This is a genomic window from Gordonia sp. CPCC 205333 (genome assembly GCF_048537885.1).
In the GTDB taxonomy this organism is placed as follows: Bacteria; Actinomycetota; Actinomycetes; order Mycobacteriales; family Mycobacteriaceae; genus Gordonia.
The window spans coordinates 318,969-339,775 of the sequence record NZ_JBCLVI010000004.1 but is presented as its reverse complement, the minus strand read 5'-3'; the positions used below and the strand labels follow the sequence as shown (position 1 = coordinate 339,775).

The window sequence follows — 20,807 nt, the reverse complement described above, 5'->3', positions numbered from 1 at the left end:
GTGTATCGAGACCCCGGTGAGTCGTAAGAAACTGTCCTACAACTACACAACGAAACCCGCGTGCATCTCCCAGTACAGGATCTCGCTGTCTTCGACTGCGGTGACCTCGACGGATCCGACGTCGGCGAATCGGGCCGCATCGCCTTCGGTCAATGTCTGTCCGTCGAAGGTGATCGCTCCCCGCGCGACATAGAGATGACCGAACGGCGCCGCCGGAAGCGTTGCCGACATCTTCGCCGGAAGGGCCGCGATATGCAGTGCGGCAAAGCGATTGGCGATTCGCACCGCCGACGTCGTGCGATCCCGTGCCATACCCGACGCCGCGACGAACAATTCTCCGCTGGCGAGCTCGGCAGTAAGATCGCGCTCTTCGTAGTCAGGATCGAGATCGTCGGTGTCGGGCGCGACCCACATCTGGATCACACGCAGCTCAATATTGTCCTTGCGTGACGATCCGTTGCGCTCGGAGTGAGCGATTCCGCGGCCAGCGGTCATGCGCTGGATGACACCGCGCGTGATCTCGCCTTCGGCGTCCCGTGAATCACGATGGACCACCGAGCCATTGAGGACCCAAGTAAGGATTTCGGCGTTACGGTGCTGGTGACGGTCCAGTCCTTCACCGGCGAGGACGGTGTCGTCGTTATGCACCATCAATATGCCGTGAGCATTCTTGTACAGGTCGAAATTGCCGGTGGCAGGAAAGGATTGACGCGAATCGAGCCACTCGTTATTCCACTGGTGGCGGTCATCGGACCTAATGATTTCAGTAGTCATGTTTCTCCAATGCGGTTGCGATCCGTCGCAGTGCAACAGCTAACGACGCACCGTCTTCTTCGTCGAGAGCATCGACGAAGAGGCGTTTCACCGAGCGCAGGTGGATCTTGCCCGCTTCGGCGAGCGCACCGCCCCCAGCCGGGCGAAGGCACGCGAAACTGCCCCGTCGGTCGGTAGGCACAGCTTCGCGAGCTACCCATCCCTTCTTGGCCAGGGAATCGATCTGGTACGACAGGCGCGATGAGGAGAACACCATCGACCGCGCCAACTCATTCATGCGAAGCCGCTGATCCGACGCCTTGGCCAGCAAGAGCAAGACGTGGTAATCGGCGAGGCTCATATTCGACGTCGCGCGCAACTCCTCGTCCAGCAGAGTTTGCAAATGCACACTGGTCTCGATGAATGGTTGCCATGCGGCCCACCGCGGGTCGGTGACTTCATCGATTGGCAGCGTCGAGTGAGTGGATGTGTTTTGGGTGACCATCAGTTGCTCGAGGTGTGTGGCATCAGCGCGTCTGCCGGTATGACGCCCAGGCGTCCGGCATTGAAGTCTTCGATTGCCTCGATGAGTTGCTGTTTGGTGTTCATCACGAACGGCCCGTATTGGACTACGGGCTCCCGAATAGGCTTGCCGCCCAACAGAAGAACTTCCAGGGCCGGACTGTTGGAATCTTGCGTCGCATCTGCCGAGACGGTCAATGCGTCACCTTTGCCGAAGACGACAAGGTTTCCCTGACTGATCGGACGACCCTCGACTCCAACGGTGCCGTGTCCGGACAGGACGTAGGCCAGCGCGTTGAAGTCGGCGCGCCACGGCACTGATAGCGTTGCGTCAGCCGCGATTGTCGCATGTGCGAACGTGATTGGGGTATGCGTCGCGCCCGGTCCGCCATGCCCGCCGATATCACCGGCGATGACGCGCACCAGCGCGCCGCCATCGGCCGACGCTATTAGGGTGGTCTGGCTCGCTTCGAGGTTCTGGTACTTGGGCGCGAGGAACTTGTCCGAAGCTGGCAAGTTGACCCACAGCTGGATCCCGTGGAATGTGCCGCCCGACTCGACCAGTTCCGCGGGTGGCGTTTCGATGTGCAGAATGCCGGCACCGGCCGTCATCCATTGCGTCGCACCATTTTCGATGATGCCGCCACCACCGGTCGAGTCTTGGTGCTGGAACCGTCCGTCGATCATGTAGGTGACGGTTTCGAAGCCCCGGTGTGGGTGCCATGACGTTCCCTTAGGTTCGCCGGGTTCGTATTCGACCTCGCCCATCTGGTCCATGTGAACGAAGGGATCGAGATCGGTGGCGCTCGCTCCGGCGAAGGCCCGTAAAACGGGGAAACCTTCACCTTCGTATCCGCGTGGGCCCCGGGTTACCGATTTGACCGGACGCTCGGCGGCGTCGATTGCGGTGGTGACGCGCGGCAGGGTGAGTGTGTCGGCGGTGACGGCGGGCATAGTGTCTCCTTCGGGCCAAGTCACTCAGATTTGAGCAACTTATAGTGGGTCCAACCAGGCTCATCTTCGAGTTATTCCCGTGCCGGAGTCACCGGTCGGCGATAATCGGCCTCATGGCAGAGACAGGCGCGCGTCCACCAGAGCGTCAGCGGCTACGCAAACTGGCGCAGGCCGCGATGAATGCCGACATGACGGTCGAGCAGGTACAAACCATCCTGGTCGATATGGGCGAGGTCCTCGGCGGCATGGACTCAACGATGGGCGCCTTGGATACGACGCTGGGAACCTTCGACGAGTCGCTGACCCGATTGTCGACGACGATGGATCGTGTCGACGGAATGGCGCAGCGCCTCAATGTAATCCTGGGGCGTATGGAGGCGATTGTCGAGCGAGCCGAAAAGCTGGTGGTGATTGTCGAAGTCGCGTTGTCGCCGATCGGCGTGATTGAATCCGCCGGTCGGCAGATCGCTTCGCGGTTCGGAATCGTAGGCAAACGTTAGGCGACCAACGACCCCAGCCGCTTGAGTGCGCGATCGGCGTAGCCGTTCCAGAGTTTGCCGAATGCCGGCAGAATCCATCCGGACACAACGCTTTTCGCGTGAATCTCCCACTGCCAGGTGACGGTTGTGCCGGCATTCGACGACTCGAACCGCCACTCGCCGTCGATCGACGACGCGAGCGGGGCCATCGCTCCTTTGACATCACTGAGCTGATAGCGGAACCTCGCCGGTTCATTCACTTCGGTCAATCGCTCGGTCATCTGACCGCCCCCGGACAGTTTGATGGTGCGCGTCTGTCCCGCGTGCTGCCAGTCGTCGGTCTGATCGAGTACTTCTCGGATCGGTGGGATGGGGCCGAACCAGGTTGAGAACAGGGCTGGGAGAGGAAGAACCAGCGTCGGCGTGAACACTTCGGCCGGCGGGCGGGGCAGTATTGTCGAGCGGGCAAGCACGATGGAGCGTGGCATTTGTTCAACCTAGGTCAGATTAGTTGACGGCACCGCTGGGTCGGCGGCGACTTCCGGGTTCTTGTTTTGGCATTCTGTTGGGCGGCACCGGATATGGAGCGCCCTTATTCACATAACCGGCCGCGACATTCGGTCCGCACTGCGCGATGGCCGCGTCGACTTTGGGCTTGGTGTCGTGCAGGTGGGGGCGACGTGAATTGGGTTTCTTGGCGAAATCGAATGCAGTGCTCATATCGCCGGTCACCGACCGTCGCCACTTGGTCAGGTTGGGTACCTCGACACCGAACCGCTTCTCGATCAGCCGTAGTTGTGAGGTGTGGTCGAAGATCGTCGAATCGACCAGCCCTCCTCGACTGTAAGGCGAAATCACAAGTCCCGGAACGCGATAGCCCAGTCCGATGGGTCCGCGAATACCTTCCGACGATGACACCTTGCCGATATTGGGCACCGTGACGTATTCGCCCGGGGTTCCTTTCGGCGCGGTCGGTGGCGTGACGTGATCGAAGAAGCCACCGTTTTCGTCGTAGCTCACGATGAGTGCGGTCTTCTCCCACACCGCTGGGTTGGACGTCAGGATGTCGAGAACCTGGACCAGTCCGACGGCACCGAGAGCCGCGGGCAGGGCAGGGTGCTCACATTCGAGGAGTGATGGAATCACCCAGGACACTTTGGGGAGTCGGTTGTTCTTGACGTCACTTCGGAAGTCGTTGGGATAGGTGGGGTCGATGCCGCGGCGGTGCAACTCAGAGTTTGGATTCTGTGCTTGCTTGAAGCAGCCCATCATGCCGTCGAGCAACACCGACGACAGCGGCCCGACGTCACGGTTGTTGTAGATCTTCCAGCTCACTCCGGCGTCGCGTAGATTTTCCGGCATCGTGCGCCAGGAGTAGACGAATTTCGGTATGAGCGTTGGTGTTTCGAGTAGGGGGCCGCCGTGCGAACCGTCCGGATCGATGCTGGCGCTCATCCAGTAGAGCCGATTGGGGTCGGTTGGCCCGATCACCGAGCAGTGGTAGTTATCGCAAATCGTGAAGGCGTCGGCGAGGTCATAGTGGACCGGGATATCTTGCCGCGTGTAGTACCCCATCAGAGCCGGTGCGTTGCCCGGCCCGACGGAGTCGATCGACATCGGCAGCCAGCCGTTGTTCTTGCCGCCATTCCAGGCTTTGTGCATGCCGCCCCACGAATGGTCGGGGTCGTTGATGCACTCACCGTCGAGCGAGGGGCCACGGGTGGTGTCTAGTCGGAACGGGACAGTGTGGCCCGTTCGAGTCGGACCGATCCTCGGCGCCCAGCCCTTCTGCTTCCACGCCGCGGACTCGTCGTCGAATCCGCGTACGCCCGAGAGCGTGCCGAAGTAGTGATCGAAGGATCGGTTCTCCTGCATGAAGAAGACGAAATGTTCGATGTCATTGAGGGATCCGGTGCCCATTGGGTCCGCGGCGTATGCGCGCGAAATAATTGGATCGGCCCATGACGCGAGATAGGCGGTACCGCCGACGGCCGCAACTTTGGCGAAGAATTCACGACGAGACAGACCTGCGAAGGGGCTAGACGACACATCTGTTGATACCACGGTGTCACGCGCACCGCGCTCGAATGCCGGTGATGCGTGATTCGAACGCGCCCACTGTCTTTTTCGAAACTCTGGAGAATGCCGACTCGCCGGGGGAGGTTCCCCCGGCGAGCCAAGACGATTGGGGTTCCGCCGGTTGGTGACTAGGTGATGGTGATACCGCCGTCGACGGCGATCGTTTGGCCGGTGACATATCCACTGGCCGCGCTGGCCAGCCAGATCGCGGTGGCGGCGAGTTCGGCCGGATCGCCGGTCCGCCCCGCGAGCATGCGGGGAGCCTGGCTGTCGAGGTAGCCGTCGTTGTAGTTGTCCGTCATCTCAGACTTGAAGAAGCCGGGAGCGATCGCGTTGACGCGGATACCTTTTCGGCCGGTCCACTGCTGAGCGAGGTCGCGGGTAAGACCGATGATTCCTGCCTTGCTGGCCGCGTAGGCGGCCTGCGGCAGTCCCGCAGTGGTGATGCCAAGGATGGACGAAATGTTGATGATCGAGCTGCCCGGTTGCATCACCCGCCCGGCGGCCTGGGCGATCCAGTACGAGCCGTTCAAGTTGAGGTCGATGACACTGCGAAACTGATCGGGGGTCTCGCGGGTAGCCGGAACCGCGGTGCCGATGCCGGCATTGTTGACGACGACATCGACTCGACCGAAGCGCTCCATCGCTGCGTCGATGACGGCCTGACATTGCGCGGGATCGGTGACGTCGGTGACGACCGACAGCGATGCGCGCCCAGTCGGTTCGATCGCGGCGGCGGTTTGCGCAAGACGATCCTCGCGGCGGGCCGCGAGCACCACATCGGCACCCGCTTCAGCGAAACCGGTAGCGAAGGCCACTCCCAGCCCCGACGACGCGCCGGTTACCACGACGACTTTGTCCTCTACCGAGAACAGGTCCAGTACTGACATTCATATCTCCTTGATTTCGAAATGTCTTGTCTCTTATAGCCAGGCGGGATCGGTGTCCAGGGTAGTGCGGTCCAGAGCCGTCAGAAGGTCGAACTGCGGTCCGGTCTTAGGCAGCTCGAAGCGGAAGAAGTAACGGGCCGCGGCGCGTTTTCCGTCGTAGAAGTTGCCGGCGGACTCGCCAACGGCGAGTAGCTGCTCCAACCAGATCCAGCTCACGACGACATGACCGGCAGCCTCCAGGTACACAGCCGAATTGGCCAGCGCCACTGCGGGATCGAGACCCTTCCAGAGAGTGGCGGTGGTTTCGGTCAGGCGTCGCAGGGCATCCGCCAGGCTGGTGGCATAGTCGGCGGCCTCGCCGCCCGCGTCGCGCGCGCGGGCAATGGTTGCGCCGATTGTCTCGGCCAACACGACCAGCCCTGCGCCGCCGCCCTGCACGACCTTGCGGCCCAGGAGGTCGAGCCCCTGAATCCCGTTGGTGCCCTCGTGAATCGGGTTGAGCCGGTTGTCGCGGTAGTACTGCTCGACGTCGAATTCTGTTGTGTAGCCGTACCCACCGTGCACCTGGATGGCCAGGTTGTTGGCTTCCAGACACCACTGCGACGGCCAGGCTTTGGCTATCGGTGTGAGTACCTCGAGCAGGGTGTGCGCACGCGCGGCGGCGTCACTGTGCGCGGTGTTCTCCTCGTCGACGAGTTTCGCGCAATAGAGACCCAGTGCCAGTGCGCCCTCCACATAGGCCTTCTGTGCCAACAGCATTCGTTTGACGTCGGGGTGCTCGATGATGGGGACCGGTGGTGCGGACGGGTCCTTCGACGCCACGTTGCGTCCTTGGGTGCGTACCTTCGCGTATTCCAATGACGCCAGATATCCGGCGTAGCCGATCGATGTCGCCAAGAATCCGACACCGATGCGTGCCTCATTCATCATATGGAACATGTAGGACAGGCCACGGTGTTCTTCGCCGACCAGATATCCTGTCGCACTGTCGAATTCGAGAAGGGTGTTGGTGGTGCCGCGGTTACCCATCTTGTGGTTGAGTCCGACCAGTTCGACGCCGTTGCGGTCACCGTCGAGGACCTTCGGCACGATGAACAGCGAGATGCCCTTGACACCGGGGCCACCGCCGGGAGCCTTGGCCAAGACCAGGTGAACGATATTCTCGGTTAGTTCGTGGTCGCCGCCGGAGATCCACATCTTGGTGCCGGTGACGCGGTAGGTGCCGTCGGCCGCGGGCTCGGCCTTGGTGGTGATATCGGCCAGTGACGACCCCGCGTCAGGTTCGGATAGGCACATGGTGCCGAAGTAGCGGCCTTCGAGCATCGGTCGGACCCAGGTGTCGATCTGTTCCGCAGTTCCATGTGTGGCAAGGAGATTCGCGTTTCCGACGGTGAGGAACGGATACGACGACGTGCCCGGATTGGCAGCCTGGAACCAGGCCATGGCCGCGCGATTGACGACGGTTGGCAACGCGATGCCGCCGAGTGATTCGTCGAACCCGCAGGAGATGAGTCCTGCCTTGGCGAACTCGTCGAGCGCGAGTTTGACGTCGTTGATCAGTACCACTTTGCCGTCGTCGCCGACGTAGGGCTGATTCTGATCGGCCTTCTTATTGTGGGGTGCGAAGAGTTTCACCGCCATGTCCTGTGCGACGTCCATGATGCCGTCGAAGGTTTCGCGGGAATGGTCGGTGAAGCGCTCGCGTTCGGTGAGTGCGGCGACGTTCAGCCAGTCGTGGAGCAGGAAATCGATGTCGCGGCGAGACAGGGGGGCGGCCATCGCGGAATATCCTTTGAGTCGAAGTTTACTAAGCGCTCGCTAATTTTGTGAGCACTTGCTTACAATGCCTGGTGATGGTCAACACGTCAAGCGAACGATCGCCCTCGTCAGCAGCCGCGGCGCGCATCCGCCAAGCGGCCATTGAGGCATTCGCCGAAGCTGGCTATGCGGGTACCTCGACCCGCGCGATTACCGGGCATCTCGGCATGTCGGCGACGGCGATGTACCCGCACTACCGATCGAAGGAAGAGTTGCTTTTCGCCATCGCGTCGGAGGGGCATCGGCTGGTGCTCGACGCGATGCGTGCGGCGGAGGCGCAGGCGCGGGCCTTGTCGGGAGCTACCTGGACTTCGCGGTTGCGCGGGGTGGTCGCGGCTTTCGCGCAATGGCAGGCGCGGGAGAGTCGGCTCGCGCGAGTGGTGCAATACGAAATGCGTTCGCTGTCGCGGGAGCATTTCCACGAGATCGCGGCCATCCGCGAGGAAACCACGGCGCTCGTCGCGGACCTGGTCGACGGTGGCATTGTGGCGGGCGAATTCGGTGTCAAAGACGGCGGCGACGCTGTGCTCGCGATCATGTCCCTGTGTGTGGACGTGTGTCGCTGGTTTCCCGCACGCGGCTACCGCAATCCTGAAGTGGTTGGTGCGGTCTACGCGAATCTCGCTGCGAGCCTGGTGGAATCGCGACTACGGTGACAAGCGTGCTCGATCATCGCGATCGCTGTTGTGACGGAACCTATGGTGCCGTTCATCGGTGTGGAAGAGCCTTGATTTTGACGTACTGCCGCGAATGAGAGCGGCAAGCTGATCAACGTGGTTACGGGAGGTTTGAGGATGAGAGCAACCGATGTACTCGCCGACGGTTTCAGTCGGGTCCAGGAGAACGTGCACGCCGTGGTGACCGGTCTGGACGTCGGCCAGCTCGCCTATCAGCCTGGACCACAGGCGAATACGATCGCCTGGTTGGTATGGCATCTGACTCGGGTGCAAGACGACCACGTGAGTAACCTGCCGCTCGCTGGCAGTCCGCGTGAACAGGTGTGGCGCACTGGGGGATTCGCTCGACGGTTCGCCTTGCCGTTCGACGAGTCGGCCACCGGCTACGGTCACACCATCGACGAGGTGTCGGCGGTGCGGGCGTCAGCGCGCGATCTCGTCGACTACTACGACGCCACGCACGCCGCTACCCAGGATTTCCTGGCGACGATCACTGACGACGATCTGAATACCGTGGTCGACACTCACTGGAACCCGCCGGTCACGATGGGCGTGCGGCTGGTCAGCGTCCTCGACGATGACGCACAACATATCGGCCAGGCGGCATATATTCGCGGCCTCCTGTAGCGGGGAACAACACGCTGTCGGGCGTGGTTGATCTTGAAGTGCCGCGACGACGCGGTGCGAAAGATCGCACGAAAGAGTCACCCCACATGCAGGTCGAAGTCTGGACCGACATCAACTGTCCGTTTTGCTATCTCGGCAAGGCTCGGTTCTCTGCCGCGCTGGCAGAGTTCCCTCACCGCGATGACGTCGAGGTGATTCACCGGTCATTCGAACTCGATCCGGGCCTGCCATCGGATACGAGTGGGCCGGTCGCCGCGAAAATCGCGGCCAAATATGGCATCAGTGAAGCGCAAGCGGAGGCCAATGAGCGTGGCATCGCAGCCCAAGCCGAGGACGCCGGGCTCACCTACTTAACGTCGGGGCGCGATTACGGAAGCTCCTTCGACATGCATCGACTGCTGCATTTCGCTCACGAGCAGGGGCGTCAGGAAGCTCTGCTCGACGCCCTGTACGTGGCCAACTTCGCCGCTGCCGCGCCGCTGTTCGGTGATTCCGAACGACTTGTCGCCGTTGCTGTTTCGGCCGGGTTCGACGAGGTAGCCGTGCGGGCTGTTCTCGGCGATCCAACCGCGTACGCGGATGCGGTACGGGCGGATGAAGCAGAGGCGGCGGCGTTGGGCGCCAATGGCGTTCCGTTCTTCGTATTCGATCGGAAATACGGTGTATCCGGCGCGCAGCCACCGGAAACTTTCAGCAGTGTGCTCCAGAGGGCGTGGTCCGAACGTGAGCCAGTTGTGCAGCTCATCGGGTCCGCCGACAGCGATGCGTGCGGACCCGATGGGTGTGCGGTGCCAGGCGTTTAAGCGCTACGGCAGAATCTTGTTCTGGTCGCGGGAGATGATGAACCCCGCGCCTTCGTAGCAGGTGATGCCTGCTGTGGTGGATGTGCATGAATCGCCTTGCACCATGATGGTTTCGCCATACTTGAGGGTTCGCGCGTTCTCGGTGGCGAAGATGCCCTGGGACGTGCAGAACTGAGTGACTCGGTCGCCCTCGATGCGAACCGCGTATGCGTGATTGTCCGCGTTGCGGCAGGTGACGCCCGACGACCCGGGTACCGATTTGCGTGCCTGACATCCGAACCGGAGTTCGCCCGCGGTGGCGTTGGTGCGGATCGCGCACCACACGTTGCCCGTCGGCGAGATGAAACCGTATTCGCCCGGCGCGGTCTGGAAGGCGCGCGCGTCGACATTCGCATCGTCGCGGCTGGGCTTGGTGGGGATGCCCGCGGTTGGGGCGCTCGGTGTTGTTGGCACGTCAGCCGATTCGGCGTGGCCGGCGCTCGTTGCGGCATCGTCGCCGCCGGGGGCGGTGACGGTTACCGTCCGCTGCGGCGACTGTGCCGCCGGCGTCGAGTCGGTGGCGCTGCACGCGGCTGCGGCCACGATGAGCGGCGTAAAGGCGATGGCGGCGAGAATACGGCGGTGATTCACGGGTACCTCCACGGTCGGGGAATGTTTGAGTTGCTCACAACCTATGTCGGTCGAGGTTGTTCGATCGTTAGGCGTATCGCTAGCCAGTCATTCGGGTGGTGGATGGGACGCTGGTCGAGGTGACGACTGGAGTCTGCGACGTCGTGGCGACCGAGGGGCCTGTCTCCTGGGAGGGCTCGGATCCGCAGATTCGGGCCATATTTTCCCTGTCGTAGTGCGGCATCCCGTGCACACGACTGAACTTGGCATTTCGCGCTCCAAAAGAATTGCGGCCCTTGGGTAACGGCCAGAACACGATCAGTCGGTGAACGCGAAGATCGAGGGTGGTTGGGCGTTAGGTTCGGTAACCATGGCGACGAGAACACAGCGCACAGTCAGCATTTTCGCGACAACGGTCCTCGTGGGCGGGCTCCTATCGGGGCTGCTCGGTGCCGGACCCGCGGCTGCGGCCGGCCCGCCGTTGTCGGTGACGACGGTCGCCTCTGGTCTCTCCGTCCCCTGGAATATGGTGGTCGCGCCCGATGGCACCATCTTGACCGGCGAACGGGCCGGTCGTTTCGTCGCAGTCACGCCGGGTGGCGACGCGAAGCAGGTCTCGGCGGATCTGTCCCGAGTCTTCGCGACCAAAGAAGCCGGGCTGATGGGGTTGGCGATAGACCCGGCTTTCTCTACGACGCGCCGCGTCTACTCCTGCCAGGCCGAGAAGACCGGCGGCGGCAACGGATCATCGGTGCCGCCGGATCTGGCCAATCTGCCTGTGCCGCTGCCTAATACGGGGCAGGTCATCAATGTGGTCTCCTGGCTCGTCAGCGCGGACTGGAATCGCATGGTCCGCGAGCGGACGGTTCTCTCCGGTATCCCGGTCAACTCAGGTGGTCGACACGCGGGCTGCGGCATAACCGCGGCCTCCGACGGCACGTTGTGGATCGGCACCGGTGACAATGCGGTGCGATCGATGCCGCAGGATCGAAAAGCTCTGGGCGGCAAGGTCCTTCATATCAACGCCAATGGAACACCCGCTCGCGGCAATCCATTCGCAGGCAGCCCGATCTACACTCTTGGCCATCGCAACGTGCAAAATGTCGCGATCGCTCCATCGGGCCGGGTGTACGCGATCGAGCAAGGTACTTCCGTCGACGACGAACTGAACCTGCTGCGTTCAGGTGGCAACTACGGTTATCGACCGGACCGCGCGCCTTTCATCTACGACGAATCGGTGCCGATGACCGACCCGGCCCGGGTGCCCGGCGCGATTGGCGCCGTGTGGCGATCGGGCTCGCCGACGTTGGCGACACCCGGACTCCGATTCCTGCCGACGTCGGGTTGGGGAGACTGGGGCGGTGCCGCGGTCATCTCCGCGCAGAAGGGCAAGCGCCTGGTCTTCGTCAAACTGTCCGCGGATGGCAGTCGTGTGGTGCGGACCAGTGAAGCTCTGCAGGACCAGTACGGACGGCTCCGTGGCCTGGCCATCGACCGGGACGGTTCACTGTTGATCAGCACCGACAACGGCAGCGACGACAAGATCCTCCGCGTTCGGTTCGCGGGTTAGGCCGCCTTACCCGCCTCGGTTGCCGTGGGGACCTCGATGAGCTTGCCCGAGACTACGTCATAGATGTATCCATAGACCGGAATCCGTGCTGGGACCAGCGGGTGCGCTTTGATCCGCGCGACGTCGGCCGTAACGCTGTCGGCTTGATCGCGGATGGTCAGCCAGTCCACGTAGTCGGCCTCCGGTGAGCCGGGTCCCGCGCCGACGTCGTGGAAGCCGTCCTCACGCAGTTCGGCGGTATCGAGGCTGCTTGCCAGTAGGCCCCGGATCACCTCGTCGGTGAAGAACTCCATGCCGCAATTGCTGTGGTGAATGACGAACCACTCTTTGGTGCCGAGCAGCTTGTAGGAGATGACAAGCGAACGGATCGCGTCATCGCTGGCGCGCCCGCCGGCATTGCGAATGACGTGCGCGTCGCCCTCAGACAGTCCGGCGTACTTAGCAGGGTCGAGTCGGGCGTCCATACAGGTGAGGATCGCGAAGGCGCGGGCGGGCGGCAGCGCCAGCGATCCTTTATCACCGAAGGAGGCGACGTAAGCGTCGTTGCTGGCGAGAACTTCGGGAAGAACAGACATGAGGCGGATCCTTCGGTTGGGTGAGGCGACCGGCGCATTCGCATATACGCATGTGTCGGCATCAACCTAGGGTTTCGTCGTTCTGGCACCTATGTTTTCACCCACCGGGAGCGCAATCGTTCACTTATGCGAGTGCTGCAGGGGCGGCGTCCAGCGAACGCACAGGAAGGATACGTACACTTCGCCGAGGTAAGCATCTAATACGGAACAAGTGGGTAATGTTGCGCAACAGCACGGTGGAACTGGGCACAATTGAAGACGACGCGGTCGGACACATTCGGCCTCAGACTCGGCAGCCTCGAACTCGTGCGCATACGGCGGACTTCGTCCGAGTAGTGCTTTTCACCTGGGTCGTCGTCGCACATTGCGTCAACGGCATCATTACACCCGAGACCGCCCAACCGGCCGGGCTGGTCGGAACCCTGTGCCATCTGACTCGGTACGGGTTTGTGGCGGTGACGCTATTCGTTCTGGTGCTCAGCACGCAGAAGACGCAGATGTTGCCGATCATGTTCTGGCGTAAGCGGTTTGGGCTCGTGGCGTGGCCATACCTGGCATGGACGGTGATCTATTCGATTACCGACCACGTCATTATCGAAGGCAATCCGTTCACCGGTCCCGGTGAGTACTTCCGTACGCTTGGCGCGCATTTACTCACCGGTGACGGCAAGTACCAGTTGTACTTCTTGCTGATTTCGATGCAGATCTACTTGGTCTTCCCCGTGGTCACGTGGCTGCTGCGCCGGTATCGGAATTGCCCGTGGCAGTTGCTGATTGGTGGCGCCGCGGTCCAGCTGCTGATGTTCGTGATCTATCAATACCTCCCGCGCCCGACAGGTGCGGTCTGGGACATCGTCTACGAGCACGCATGGAAGACGTTGCCGATGTACGCGTTGTTCATCGTGATTGGTGCCGTCGGTGCCCAGCACCTGGACACGGTGCAGCGGTGGTTGGATGATCACGTGATCGGCGTCGTTCTGGCGGCAGCGGTCGGCACGGCGATCACGGTGGCCGCCTATGTGACGGCTACGTCGCCGGGCTATGTGCCAGGTTCGACGACGACACCGTGGAACTTGACGCTATTACCTTGGCTAGTAGGGGGTTTCGCGATGCTCTGGCTGGTGGCGATGACCTGGAATAACCACCGCGGCACTGGTAACGGCGTGGTCGGACGAGTCGTCGCGTACGCGACTCCGCGCGCATTCGGTGTCTTCGCGGTACATCCACTGGTCATCGACGTCCTGGGGCGGGCAGGCTTCCTCACCGGGTTGTTCTCCTGGTTTCCTCAGTCGGGCGCGACGCGCGCGATCATCCTAGTGGTCGTGGTACTTGCCGGGTCGCTACTGATGGTCGATCTACTCTTGCGCACATCGCTGAGCCAGATCTTGGTGGCGCGCAAAAGGATTCCGGGAAGGGTACGAATTCCGCACTATGCGGGATTGATTCGGCCGTCGTAGGGGTTGCGTGGTCTCGATACACCCGCCTCGGCTGGCGCCTCGTCGGGCACTCGACCGGCGGTGGCTTGGCTAGCGACTAGTCGGGCACTCGACCGGCGGTGGCTTGGCTAGCGACTAGTCGGGCGCTCGACCGGCGGTGGCTTGGCTAGCGACTAGTCGCTGGTCGAGTGCCGTCGTGCGAGCTTGCGAGTTCGCCGGTGTATCGGGACCCGGTGAGCCGAATCCGATTGTGCGGTAGGGGAATTGAATCAGCTGAGCGCCCGGCCCGGGCAACAGGTCGACGTCGTTGGGGTTGGTAGGGGTGCGGGTTTCGGATATGAATCGGCACTGCGCGGATCTTGAGTCCGCTCCCCACTCAACCTTTTCGATCTGAGCGCCAACATGACAGTGCGTAGATCCAGTAGGCGCAGAGAGTGCCGCCAACCACGATTAGCTGTAGTAGTACAACTTGGTGAATAGTCAGTACTCCGCCGCATACGATCAGTGCCAGCGATAGAAGCCAGACAGCTTTGCGTGATCTTGTTCGCTGAGCCGACTGGGAGACTTCCGTCAGCAATGAAGTGGCAACCTGGTGTTCCATCATTTCTGAACCGTCATATGTGCGTTGCCCGCTCCGAACACGCCTAGGTGCAGCATCGCCTTCGCGATACCGATGTAGCCCCGCCTGCTCCTCATTTGGCACCCTTGCGTCTCGACTCGGCTCAGCGCACCTTTGCGAACCTATACTTTATAGTTAGTTTAGTCAAGAGTGCGTGCTGCGTCGGGGCGCCGCCGTACCGGATCGTTTTTCCGAGTCGTGTTCGGCAGACGCGATCAGTTTTGACAACTCCGTGTGCAGTAGTGCGGCCAAACCGCTGATTGACTGCGGTCACAGCGTCGGTGCAGCCGTGAGCAGACAACGGGTTGTTTCTTAGTATGTGACTGTCGAGGCGCCGCGCGGCATGAGTGCGAGCAATAGAGCGTCAACCTGCGCTCACCTGTGCCCCCAGTCGGACTCGAACCGACACTGGGCGGATTTTAAGTCCGCTGCCTCTGCCAATTGGGCTATAGGGGCTTGCGGGTAACGATAGCGTCCTGGTTCGACCGATAGGCTCGGCAGGTGGCCAGAGAACCTACTGCCGAGCGAGTAGTCGCATCGCTTCGGTATGTGCTGGCCATTGTCGTACCCCTTCTGCTCCTCGCGAGCTCCTTTCCGGGCCGGTACAGCGTGCCTGTCCACTATTGGTTGCTCTCGATCGCGGCCGTCGCGGTATTCATCGCGGGGAAGTGGTGGCCGACGGCAGCGTCGGTCACGTTGGCTCTACTCGCGGTGCCGATGTTCGCCACCGAAGCGTGGGGGCTATCTGAACTGGTTCCGTATCTCGGCGCGGTCGCCGTAGTCGACGTCATCACTCGCACTCGTTCATGGAGGCGAGGAGCCCTGGCCGCGGTCGCCTGGGCCGCTGCCGTGGTTGCCGACGCTGTGTTCGATGAGTACGCAGCTCCATGGCCGGTGGCAAGTGCGGTGAAGATACTTGCCTACGTCGGACTTCCGGTCCTACTCGGCCTCTACTTGCGCGGGCAGCACGACTTGGCTGCGTCGTACCGCGAACGCGCCATCGACGCCGAAGCGCGACGTGAACTTGTGCGGCAACAAGCCCGCACCGACGAGCGGATCGCACTGGCACGAGAATTGCACGATCTCGTCGCTCACCAGCTAGCGTCGATCATCTTGAGAAGCGGTGTGGCTCAGCATGTTCTGAAGCCCGAGGATGAGGCCATCCGAACAGTGCTGGAGGACGTCCACGACACAGCATCGGACGCGTTGGCCGACATTCGCAGCCTGCTCGAAGCCTTACGAGATCCGGATCTGGCCGATGTCGCATTCGTGGAGGCGGACCAGATTCTTCCGGAGATCATCTCCGCGATCGACCGGGCGCGCCAATCGGGTTTCACAGTGACGGCAAAGCTGCCCGTAGATGCGACAGAACTCAACGGAATTGACGCGCTCGGTCGACTCGCGGTCCTCCGTGTGATCCAGGAGGCCATGACGAATGTCGTCAAATACGCCGACGCGGATCGGCCGGTATCGGTGGCCGTCATCGGTGGATCCGACGGGCTTCGCGTAGATATCTGTAATCACAGCACATCCAGCAGCGATGGAGCCGGACACGGGATCGTCGGCATGCGCGAACGCGTCCATCTGGCCGGCGGTACATTCGCAACGGGCGCGACCGATGCTGGATGCTGGCGCACGCTGGCCGAAATTCCGTTGAGCAACAAGGAGATTGGTCGATGATCGGAGTGTTGATCGCGGACGATCAGAAGTTGGTGCGCGCAGGGCTGCGCATGTTATGTGAGTCCGCGCCGGATATCGAGATCCTCGGTGAAGCCGGCAATGGTGTCGAGGCAGTCGCGCAATCGGCCGAACTCGATCCAGACGTGATCCTGATGGATCTACGGATGCCGGGCCTCGACGGGATCGGTGCTACCGAGCAGATCGCCGGAACAGCCCGGCGTGGCCGTATTCTCGTTCTGACCACCTTCGACGACGACGATCATCTGTACCCCGCACTGGCCGCCGGGGCATCGGGATTCGTCGTCAAAGACTCCGAACCAGCAGAGCTATTGGTTGCGATCCGTCGGGTCGCCGACGGTGAAATGGTCTTCTCGCCAGTGTTGTTACAGCGAGTGGTAGACCGGGCGGTCAGTACCGGTCGCACGGAAAAGGTTGCCGATGAACAGATTTCGCTCACCGGCCGGGAAACCGAAGTGCTCGGGTTCGTGGCAGAAGGAATGAGTAACGGCGAAATCGCCGAGCGTCTGCACCTCTCGGTCACGACGGTGAAGACTCACGTCGCGAATCTCTTGTCGAAGACCGGTTGCGACAACCGGGTACGGCTCGCGATTTTCCATCTGCGCAGTCAGTGAGCGCATCAGTGTGAGTGCGCTGCTCCTGTCTCCGGCATCGAGCCCATCCCCGGCATCGCAGTCATCGGCTCGGCCTGCTGTCCGGGCCGCAACACCAGGAATTGGCCCATCATGCCCTGGTCCTCGTGCATCAGCAGATGGCAGTGAAACATGTACGGATACATTGGATCTGCGTGATCTGACCAGCGCAGTGCAAAGCGGACGCTGCCTCCGGGCGGGATGTAGACGGTGTCTTTGCGGCCGGCTATATATGCCGGTGGCCGGTCGCCATCGATATCGATGATCTGGAACTGCGCGTCATGAACGTGGAAATTGTGGGGCCAATTGTCCTTGTTTCGCACCGTCCACACCTCGGTGCCGCCGACGCGGGCCTCAAAGTCTATGCGGCTCATATCCATTCGCTTCCGATTGATCATGAACCATTGAAGGTCGAAATATCGATGCACCGCCCGGTCGGTGACGATACGGGTCGCGGGAACCAGAGCGGTCGGTGTCGGTGACCGGTGCGCCAGAGTCGGTCGGCACCGCAGTCGCAGAATATCGAACCTATCCACCATTCCGAATTGTGCCGCGTCGGATTTCTTCACCCCACCGTGGTCTGAGATCGGATTAGAAGTGAGAGTTACATTTTCGCCCGGCGATATCCGAATGACGATCTCGGCGCGTTCGCCGGGACTCAGCTGGATCCGTCGCATCGTGACTGGGGAAGGCAGTAGGCCGCCGTCGGAACCGACAACATCGAAGCTGCGGTTATCCGACATTCCGAGGTTGTATATGCGGCCGGAGGATCCGTTGAGGATTCGCATGCGCACCGCGCCAGTGGTAATCGAAAGGTAGGCGTTGGAAATTCCGTTGGTGATGATAGTGTCGCCGAGGCTGCCGATGTCGGAGTTGTCGGCCTCGTCGATCGCGCCCTCGGCAGTGAAGCGGCGATCTTGGATGATCACCGGAATATCGTCCACCCCATAGGTTTTGGGAAGATCGAGCGAGTCGGAGTCCGCATCGTCGACCAGAAATAGTCCCGATAGGCCGCGTAGGACGTGCCGTTGAGTGGTGCCGTGGGGGTGCGGGTGATACCACAGCGTCGCCGCTTGTTGCTCGATAGTCCACCGTGGTTCGGCGGACGAGCCGGACGGGATCATCTGGTGGGGACCACCGTCGAATTCGGCTGGGATCGACATTCCGTGCCAATGCACTGTGGTCGGCTCGGGGAGGTCGTTGGTGATCGCGACCGCTACGCGCTCACCCCGCCGCGCTCGCAAAGTTGGCCCGAGGACGGCGCCGTTGAATCCCCAGGTGGCGGTTTGCTTTCCGGTGATCATTTCCGAATTGCCCGACGTCGCACGCAAGGTGAACCGTCGTACGCCATCGCTGCCCACCGCCGACGGCGCGAGAGGTGGAATGGGCAGCGGTCGAAGGGTGTCGACCGCGGCGGTGCGTGGAGCTGACTGAATGGTGCATGCGGCCGTGCCTACGATCGGCGCTACCGCGAGAGTCTTGAGTATCGTGCGTCGGGAGAGCATGCCTCCAGTGTTCGGCGCGGATCAAAGTGGCGAATCCTCTGCGGGGACGGGACTTTATCCTCCGAAAGGACGAGGCGCGATGGAGTGTTGTGAGCTACTAGCCTTCCCTCGACCCTACGGCGCCACCGACAACCAGTCGGCGAATCCCGACGGATCGTGCCGACCCAGCGCGCCGTGCTCAAACATTCCCCAACCCTCTTGTGTCGCACCGTCATCGGTGTGACAAACTGCGCGACCGACGTGGTCGATGACGCCGAAGGTCGATCGCCCGACGACAGCGGGGTCGGTCATGTCGTAGGTGACTCGCTCGACGAATTTGTCGCCTTTCCAGAGTCCATGCGTCCAGTCCGGGTCACCGCCGTAGCCGCAGCCGACATGGAGCGGCATCGCCAATTTGGACTCAACGTCGAATCGGATCGGCGAACCGTCGGCGGTGGTCGCAATGATCGTCGCGCCGGTCGGCATACGCGTCGCCGGCGTGTAGTGAATCGTCACTCGAGGCCAGCCGAGTTGTTCCACCCGACCATCAGCCCACACTCGCGTGCAATCGTTGAGGGTACGGAATCCGTCCGGCGACTCCTGAATGATCATGACGAGTGCGAAATCGTCGAAAGCTATTGGGAGATAGAGCCACCACATACCCTCGAACGGCGGATCGGCCGGTCTCCCGGCGGGTTCGGGTTCGCCGACCGGGCGGATACCCCACGATCGGTCCCGGGAGCCTAGCCACGTCGACGGATCGACGTTGATCTCGTCGCCGTCGATGGCGATGGTGCCGGCCCACGATCCGAGTTGTGCGAATCGCTGTGCGTCAAGGGTCACCTTCGAGCCTTGTCGCATCAGGTGACGCTGCTCCTGGACGACGTCGAAGAGTCCGGTCCAGGTCAAATCGGCTGCGATGCCCTCGGTTTCGTCGAGGACCACACGCAGGGACCGCAGTGGGTCGGACACTTCGATCCGAAACCCGCCGACCCGCTGGTTGGTGCGATCGCCGTCGATGCCATCGGATAAATGGACCGCGGTCTGGGTGTCGCCGCGGCGAACTCCGAAGAACGCGTCCTTGACGCCGAGATTGGGGTAATAGCCCAGACCGGCGATGGCGAAGATGTCGCCGGTTCGATCGTGGGCGTTGAAGTAGGACCGATCGTAGAAGTTGCGGTCCGACGATCCCGGCCAGGCGATCGGTTGGGGTACTTGATGAATCGGGAACTCATCCATCGCGGTGATCATTTGACATTCTCCCAGTAGGTACCGGCCAGCATGGCTTCGAGGGTGGCACGATGCAGAATCATGTCGTCGGGATCGAATGGCGCGTGCGCCTGGCCGAAATCGATTGCGCGACATTGGATACGAAACATCACAACCGCGTGGATCAGTGCGGCATAGGTGGTGTAGAAGTCGAGGTCTTGAGGGTGGTGCCCGCTGATCTTGGCGTACTCTTCCGCGACATCCTCACGGCGTAGCAGTCCGGGCAGCCCTGGCATCCCGGCTGACTCGGCTAGATCTTGAAAGAACCTGTGCAAGAAGATGAGCCATGCGATGTCGAGTTCCCGTGGTCCGTAGGCCGCCATCTCCCAATCGAGCACGGCGCTCGGCTGGAAGTCGGTGTAGATCACGTTGCCGATTCGAGCGTCGCCCCAGGTGAGTACCGCGTCGGACTCCTCCGGCAGGTTGTCTGCGACCCACGTCAACCCGTGGTCGATCAGCGGAGAACCGTTGCGGCCCTTAATTGTCCATTCGTAGAACTCGCGTAGCCGACGAATGTGCGCTTGCAGCGGCGTTTCGTCGCCGTGTGGCATATCAAGGCCGCCGGGCACCGGACATTGGTGTATCTGAGCGAGTACGCGAATCGTCTCGGTCTGTAGCAGCGCGCGTTGTTCGTCGGACGCGTCACCCACCCATGACCCGAAAGTGTAGGGCATGACGTCAGGAGGTATTTCGCCCTCGACCCGGCCCATCACGAAGAACGGAGCGCCGAGGAAGCCCGGCTCGGGTTCGGACCAGTACAACGCGGGCACAGGGACATCGGTCGCTGCGGCGACGTGGGCTATGACGCGGAATTGTCGATCGAGGTCGTAATGCGGAAAGACTGGATCACTGTCGGGTTGCGGCGCGATGCGAGCGACGAGATGATGTGAGCGCCCGGCCCAGTCGGCATCGATCAGGATCGTCTCACTCGACATTCCATTCGCCGAGGGGATTTGCACGTCCGTCACCCACGCGTCGCCGTCGACCTTGGTCGCGAGCCAGGCGGTGATCGCTTCGCGGAGCAGTTCGGGGTCGCGACGCGACGACGACGGCCGCGCGAGCTCGTCGGCGTTCACAATGTCGCTGGGATTTTCAACATCGTTGGGCATTGGTCCACTCTCAGGTCGGCAACTCTGCCGAAAGTAGAACACGTTCCAGTGAGGATATGGGCCGAAATACCGGATCTACCTGCGGACATCCGTCCAAGTCGATTGACCGACAGCGATGCTAATGATCGTTGACCAGCGAACTTACGAGTGTTAACTTAACGCTGATAATACAAGTTCGCCGTCCGACAATCTGGGGGAGTCCTG

20 protein-coding genes and 1 tRNA gene are annotated in these 20,807 nt (G+C 61.8%); 8 read left to right on the top strand and 13 right to left on the bottom strand.

Going from position 1 to position 20,807, the window contains the following annotated elements; translation table 11 throughout:
- Positions 1–42: 42 nt before the first annotated feature.
- The 3 genes from AAFP29_RS16100 to AAFP29_RS16090 are packed head-to-tail and all read right to left on the bottom strand — an operon-like array spanning position 43 to position 2,229.
- On the bottom strand, positions 43–774 hold the full coding sequence (locus tag AAFP29_RS16100) for a pirin family protein (RefSeq protein ID WP_419218403.1): 732 nt from the start codon (positions 772–774) through the stop codon (positions 43–45).
- Entirely contained in the window at positions 764–1,258 is a 495-nt protein-coding gene (locus AAFP29_RS16095; protein WP_419218402.1) for a MarR family winged helix-turn-helix transcriptional regulator, read from the bottom strand. Before AAFP29_RS16095 ends, AAFP29_RS16100 begins: the two co-directional genes overlap by 11 nt.
- A complete protein-coding gene (locus tag AAFP29_RS16090; protein WP_419218401.1) occupies positions 1,258–2,229 on the bottom strand; it encodes a pirin family protein in 972 nt (323 codons plus the stop codon). The genes AAFP29_RS16095 and AAFP29_RS16090 overlap by 1 nt, the downstream gene beginning before the upstream one ends.
- A gap of 113 nt (positions 2,230–2,342) precedes the next feature.
- On the opposite strand from AAFP29_RS16090, the gene AAFP29_RS16085 reads away from it, so the two are divergent.
- Positions 2,343–2,729: a hypothetical protein gene (locus AAFP29_RS16085; protein ID WP_419218400.1), complete on the top strand. Its 387-nt coding sequence runs from the start codon at positions 2,343–2,345 to the stop codon at positions 2,727–2,729.
- Here AAFP29_RS16085 and AAFP29_RS16080 read toward each other — a convergent pair.
- The 4 genes from AAFP29_RS16080 to AAFP29_RS16065 all read right to left on the bottom strand — a co-directional run bounded on the left by AAFP29_RS16080 (position 2,726) and on the right by AAFP29_RS16065 (position 7,456).
- Positions 2,726–3,196 (bottom strand): SRPBCC family protein, encoded by a 471-nt coding sequence (locus AAFP29_RS16080; RefSeq protein ID WP_419218399.1) that lies wholly within the window; start codon positions 3,194–3,196, stop codon positions 2,726–2,728. The two genes, AAFP29_RS16085 and AAFP29_RS16080, sit on opposite strands and share 4 nt — an antisense overlap.
- Before the next feature lie 19 nt (positions 3,197–3,215).
- Positions 3,216–4,757 (bottom strand): phospholipase C, encoded by a 1,542-nt coding sequence (locus AAFP29_RS16075; protein WP_419218398.1) that lies wholly within the window; start codon positions 4,755–4,757, stop codon positions 3,216–3,218.
- Positions 4,758–4,915: 158 nt separating this feature from the next.
- Positions 4,916–5,677, bottom strand: a complete 762-nt coding sequence (locus AAFP29_RS16070; RefSeq protein ID WP_419218397.1) for an SDR family NAD(P)-dependent oxidoreductase — start codon at positions 5,675–5,677, stop codon at positions 4,916–4,918.
- A gap of 33 nt (positions 5,678–5,710) precedes the next feature.
- Complete coding sequence (locus tag AAFP29_RS16065) at positions 5,711–7,456, bottom strand: acyl-CoA dehydrogenase (RefSeq protein WP_419218396.1); 1,746 nt, start codon at positions 7,454–7,456, stop codon at positions 5,711–5,713.
- Between the two features lie 74 nt (positions 7,457–7,530).
- Here AAFP29_RS16065 and AAFP29_RS16060 point away from each other — a divergent pair, with 74 nt between their 5' ends.
- From AAFP29_RS16060 to AAFP29_RS16050, 3 genes are all read left to right on the top strand, one after another.
- On the top strand, positions 7,531–8,151 hold the full coding sequence (locus AAFP29_RS16060) for a TetR/AcrR family transcriptional regulator (RefSeq protein ID WP_419218395.1): 621 nt from the start codon (positions 7,531–7,533) through the stop codon (positions 8,149–8,151).
- A 138-nt stretch (positions 8,152–8,289) separates the two neighbouring features.
- Entirely contained in the window at positions 8,290–8,799 is a 510-nt protein-coding gene (locus tag AAFP29_RS16055) for a mycothiol transferase (RefSeq protein WP_419218394.1), read from the top strand.
- A gap of 86 nt (positions 8,800–8,885) precedes the next feature.
- Entirely contained in the window at positions 8,886–9,602 is a 717-nt protein-coding gene (locus tag AAFP29_RS16050; RefSeq protein ID WP_419218393.1) for a DsbA family oxidoreductase, read from the top strand.
- A gap of 3 nt (positions 9,603–9,605) precedes the next feature.
- Here AAFP29_RS16050 and AAFP29_RS16045 read toward each other — a convergent pair whose 3' ends face one another.
- A complete protein-coding gene (locus tag AAFP29_RS16045; protein WP_419218392.1) occupies positions 9,606–10,232 on the bottom strand; it encodes a hypothetical protein in 627 nt (208 codons plus the stop codon).
- Between the two features lie 349 nt (positions 10,233–10,581).
- On the opposite strand from AAFP29_RS16045, the gene AAFP29_RS16040 reads away from it, so the two are divergent.
- A complete protein-coding gene (locus AAFP29_RS16040; protein ID WP_419218752.1) occupies positions 10,582–11,781 on the top strand; it encodes a PQQ-dependent sugar dehydrogenase in 1,200 nt (399 codons plus the stop codon).
- Here AAFP29_RS16040 and AAFP29_RS16035 read toward each other — a convergent pair.
- Positions 11,778–12,356 (bottom strand): beta-class carbonic anhydrase, encoded by a 579-nt coding sequence (locus AAFP29_RS16035; RefSeq protein WP_419218391.1) that lies wholly within the window; start codon positions 12,354–12,356, stop codon positions 11,778–11,780. The genes AAFP29_RS16040 and AAFP29_RS16035 overlap by 4 nt on opposite strands.
- Positions 12,357–12,574: 218 nt before the next feature.
- Between AAFP29_RS16035 and AAFP29_RS16030 the strand changes: the two genes are divergently transcribed.
- Positions 12,575–13,813, top strand: a complete 1,239-nt coding sequence (locus tag AAFP29_RS16030) for an acyltransferase (RefSeq protein WP_419218390.1) — start codon at positions 12,575–12,577, stop codon at positions 13,811–13,813.
- A 980-nt stretch (positions 13,814–14,793) separates the two neighbouring features.
- On the opposite strand, the gene AAFP29_RS16025 is transcribed toward AAFP29_RS16030, so the two are convergent.
- Positions 14,794–14,867: transfer RNA gene (locus AAFP29_RS16025), tRNA-Leu, on the bottom strand.
- A 45-nt stretch (positions 14,868–14,912) separates the two neighbouring features.
- Between AAFP29_RS16025 and AAFP29_RS16020 the strand changes: the two genes are divergently transcribed.
- Both AAFP29_RS16020 and AAFP29_RS16015 read left to right on the top strand, forming a co-directional pair.
- The gene (locus tag AAFP29_RS16020; RefSeq protein WP_419218389.1) at positions 14,913–16,091 is read left to right on the top strand and encodes a sensor histidine kinase; all 1,179 of its coding nucleotides are present in this window, start codon (positions 14,913–14,915) and stop codon (positions 16,089–16,091) included.
- Positions 16,088–16,723: a response regulator gene (locus AAFP29_RS16015; protein ID WP_419218388.1), complete on the top strand. Its 636-nt coding sequence runs from the start codon at positions 16,088–16,090 to the stop codon at positions 16,721–16,723. The genes AAFP29_RS16020 and AAFP29_RS16015 overlap by 4 nt, the downstream gene beginning before the upstream one ends.
- A gap of 5 nt (positions 16,724–16,728) precedes the next feature.
- Here the strand turns inward: AAFP29_RS16015 and AAFP29_RS16010 are convergent, their stop codons facing one another.
- From AAFP29_RS16010 to AAFP29_RS16000, 3 genes are all read right to left on the bottom strand, one after another.
- Positions 16,729–18,246 (bottom strand): multicopper oxidase family protein, encoded by a 1,518-nt coding sequence (locus AAFP29_RS16010; protein WP_419218387.1) that lies wholly within the window; start codon positions 18,244–18,246, stop codon positions 16,729–16,731.
- Positions 18,247–18,360: 114 nt separating this feature from the next.
- Positions 18,361–19,476 (bottom strand): hypothetical protein, encoded by a 1,116-nt coding sequence (locus AAFP29_RS16005; protein WP_419218386.1) that lies wholly within the window; start codon positions 19,474–19,476, stop codon positions 18,361–18,363.
- Positions 19,473–20,603 (bottom strand): phosphotransferase family protein, encoded by a 1,131-nt coding sequence (locus tag AAFP29_RS16000; RefSeq protein ID WP_419218385.1) that lies wholly within the window; start codon positions 20,601–20,603, stop codon positions 19,473–19,475. The genes AAFP29_RS16005 and AAFP29_RS16000 overlap by 4 nt, the downstream gene beginning before the upstream one ends.
- Positions 20,604–20,807: the final 204 nt, after the last annotated feature.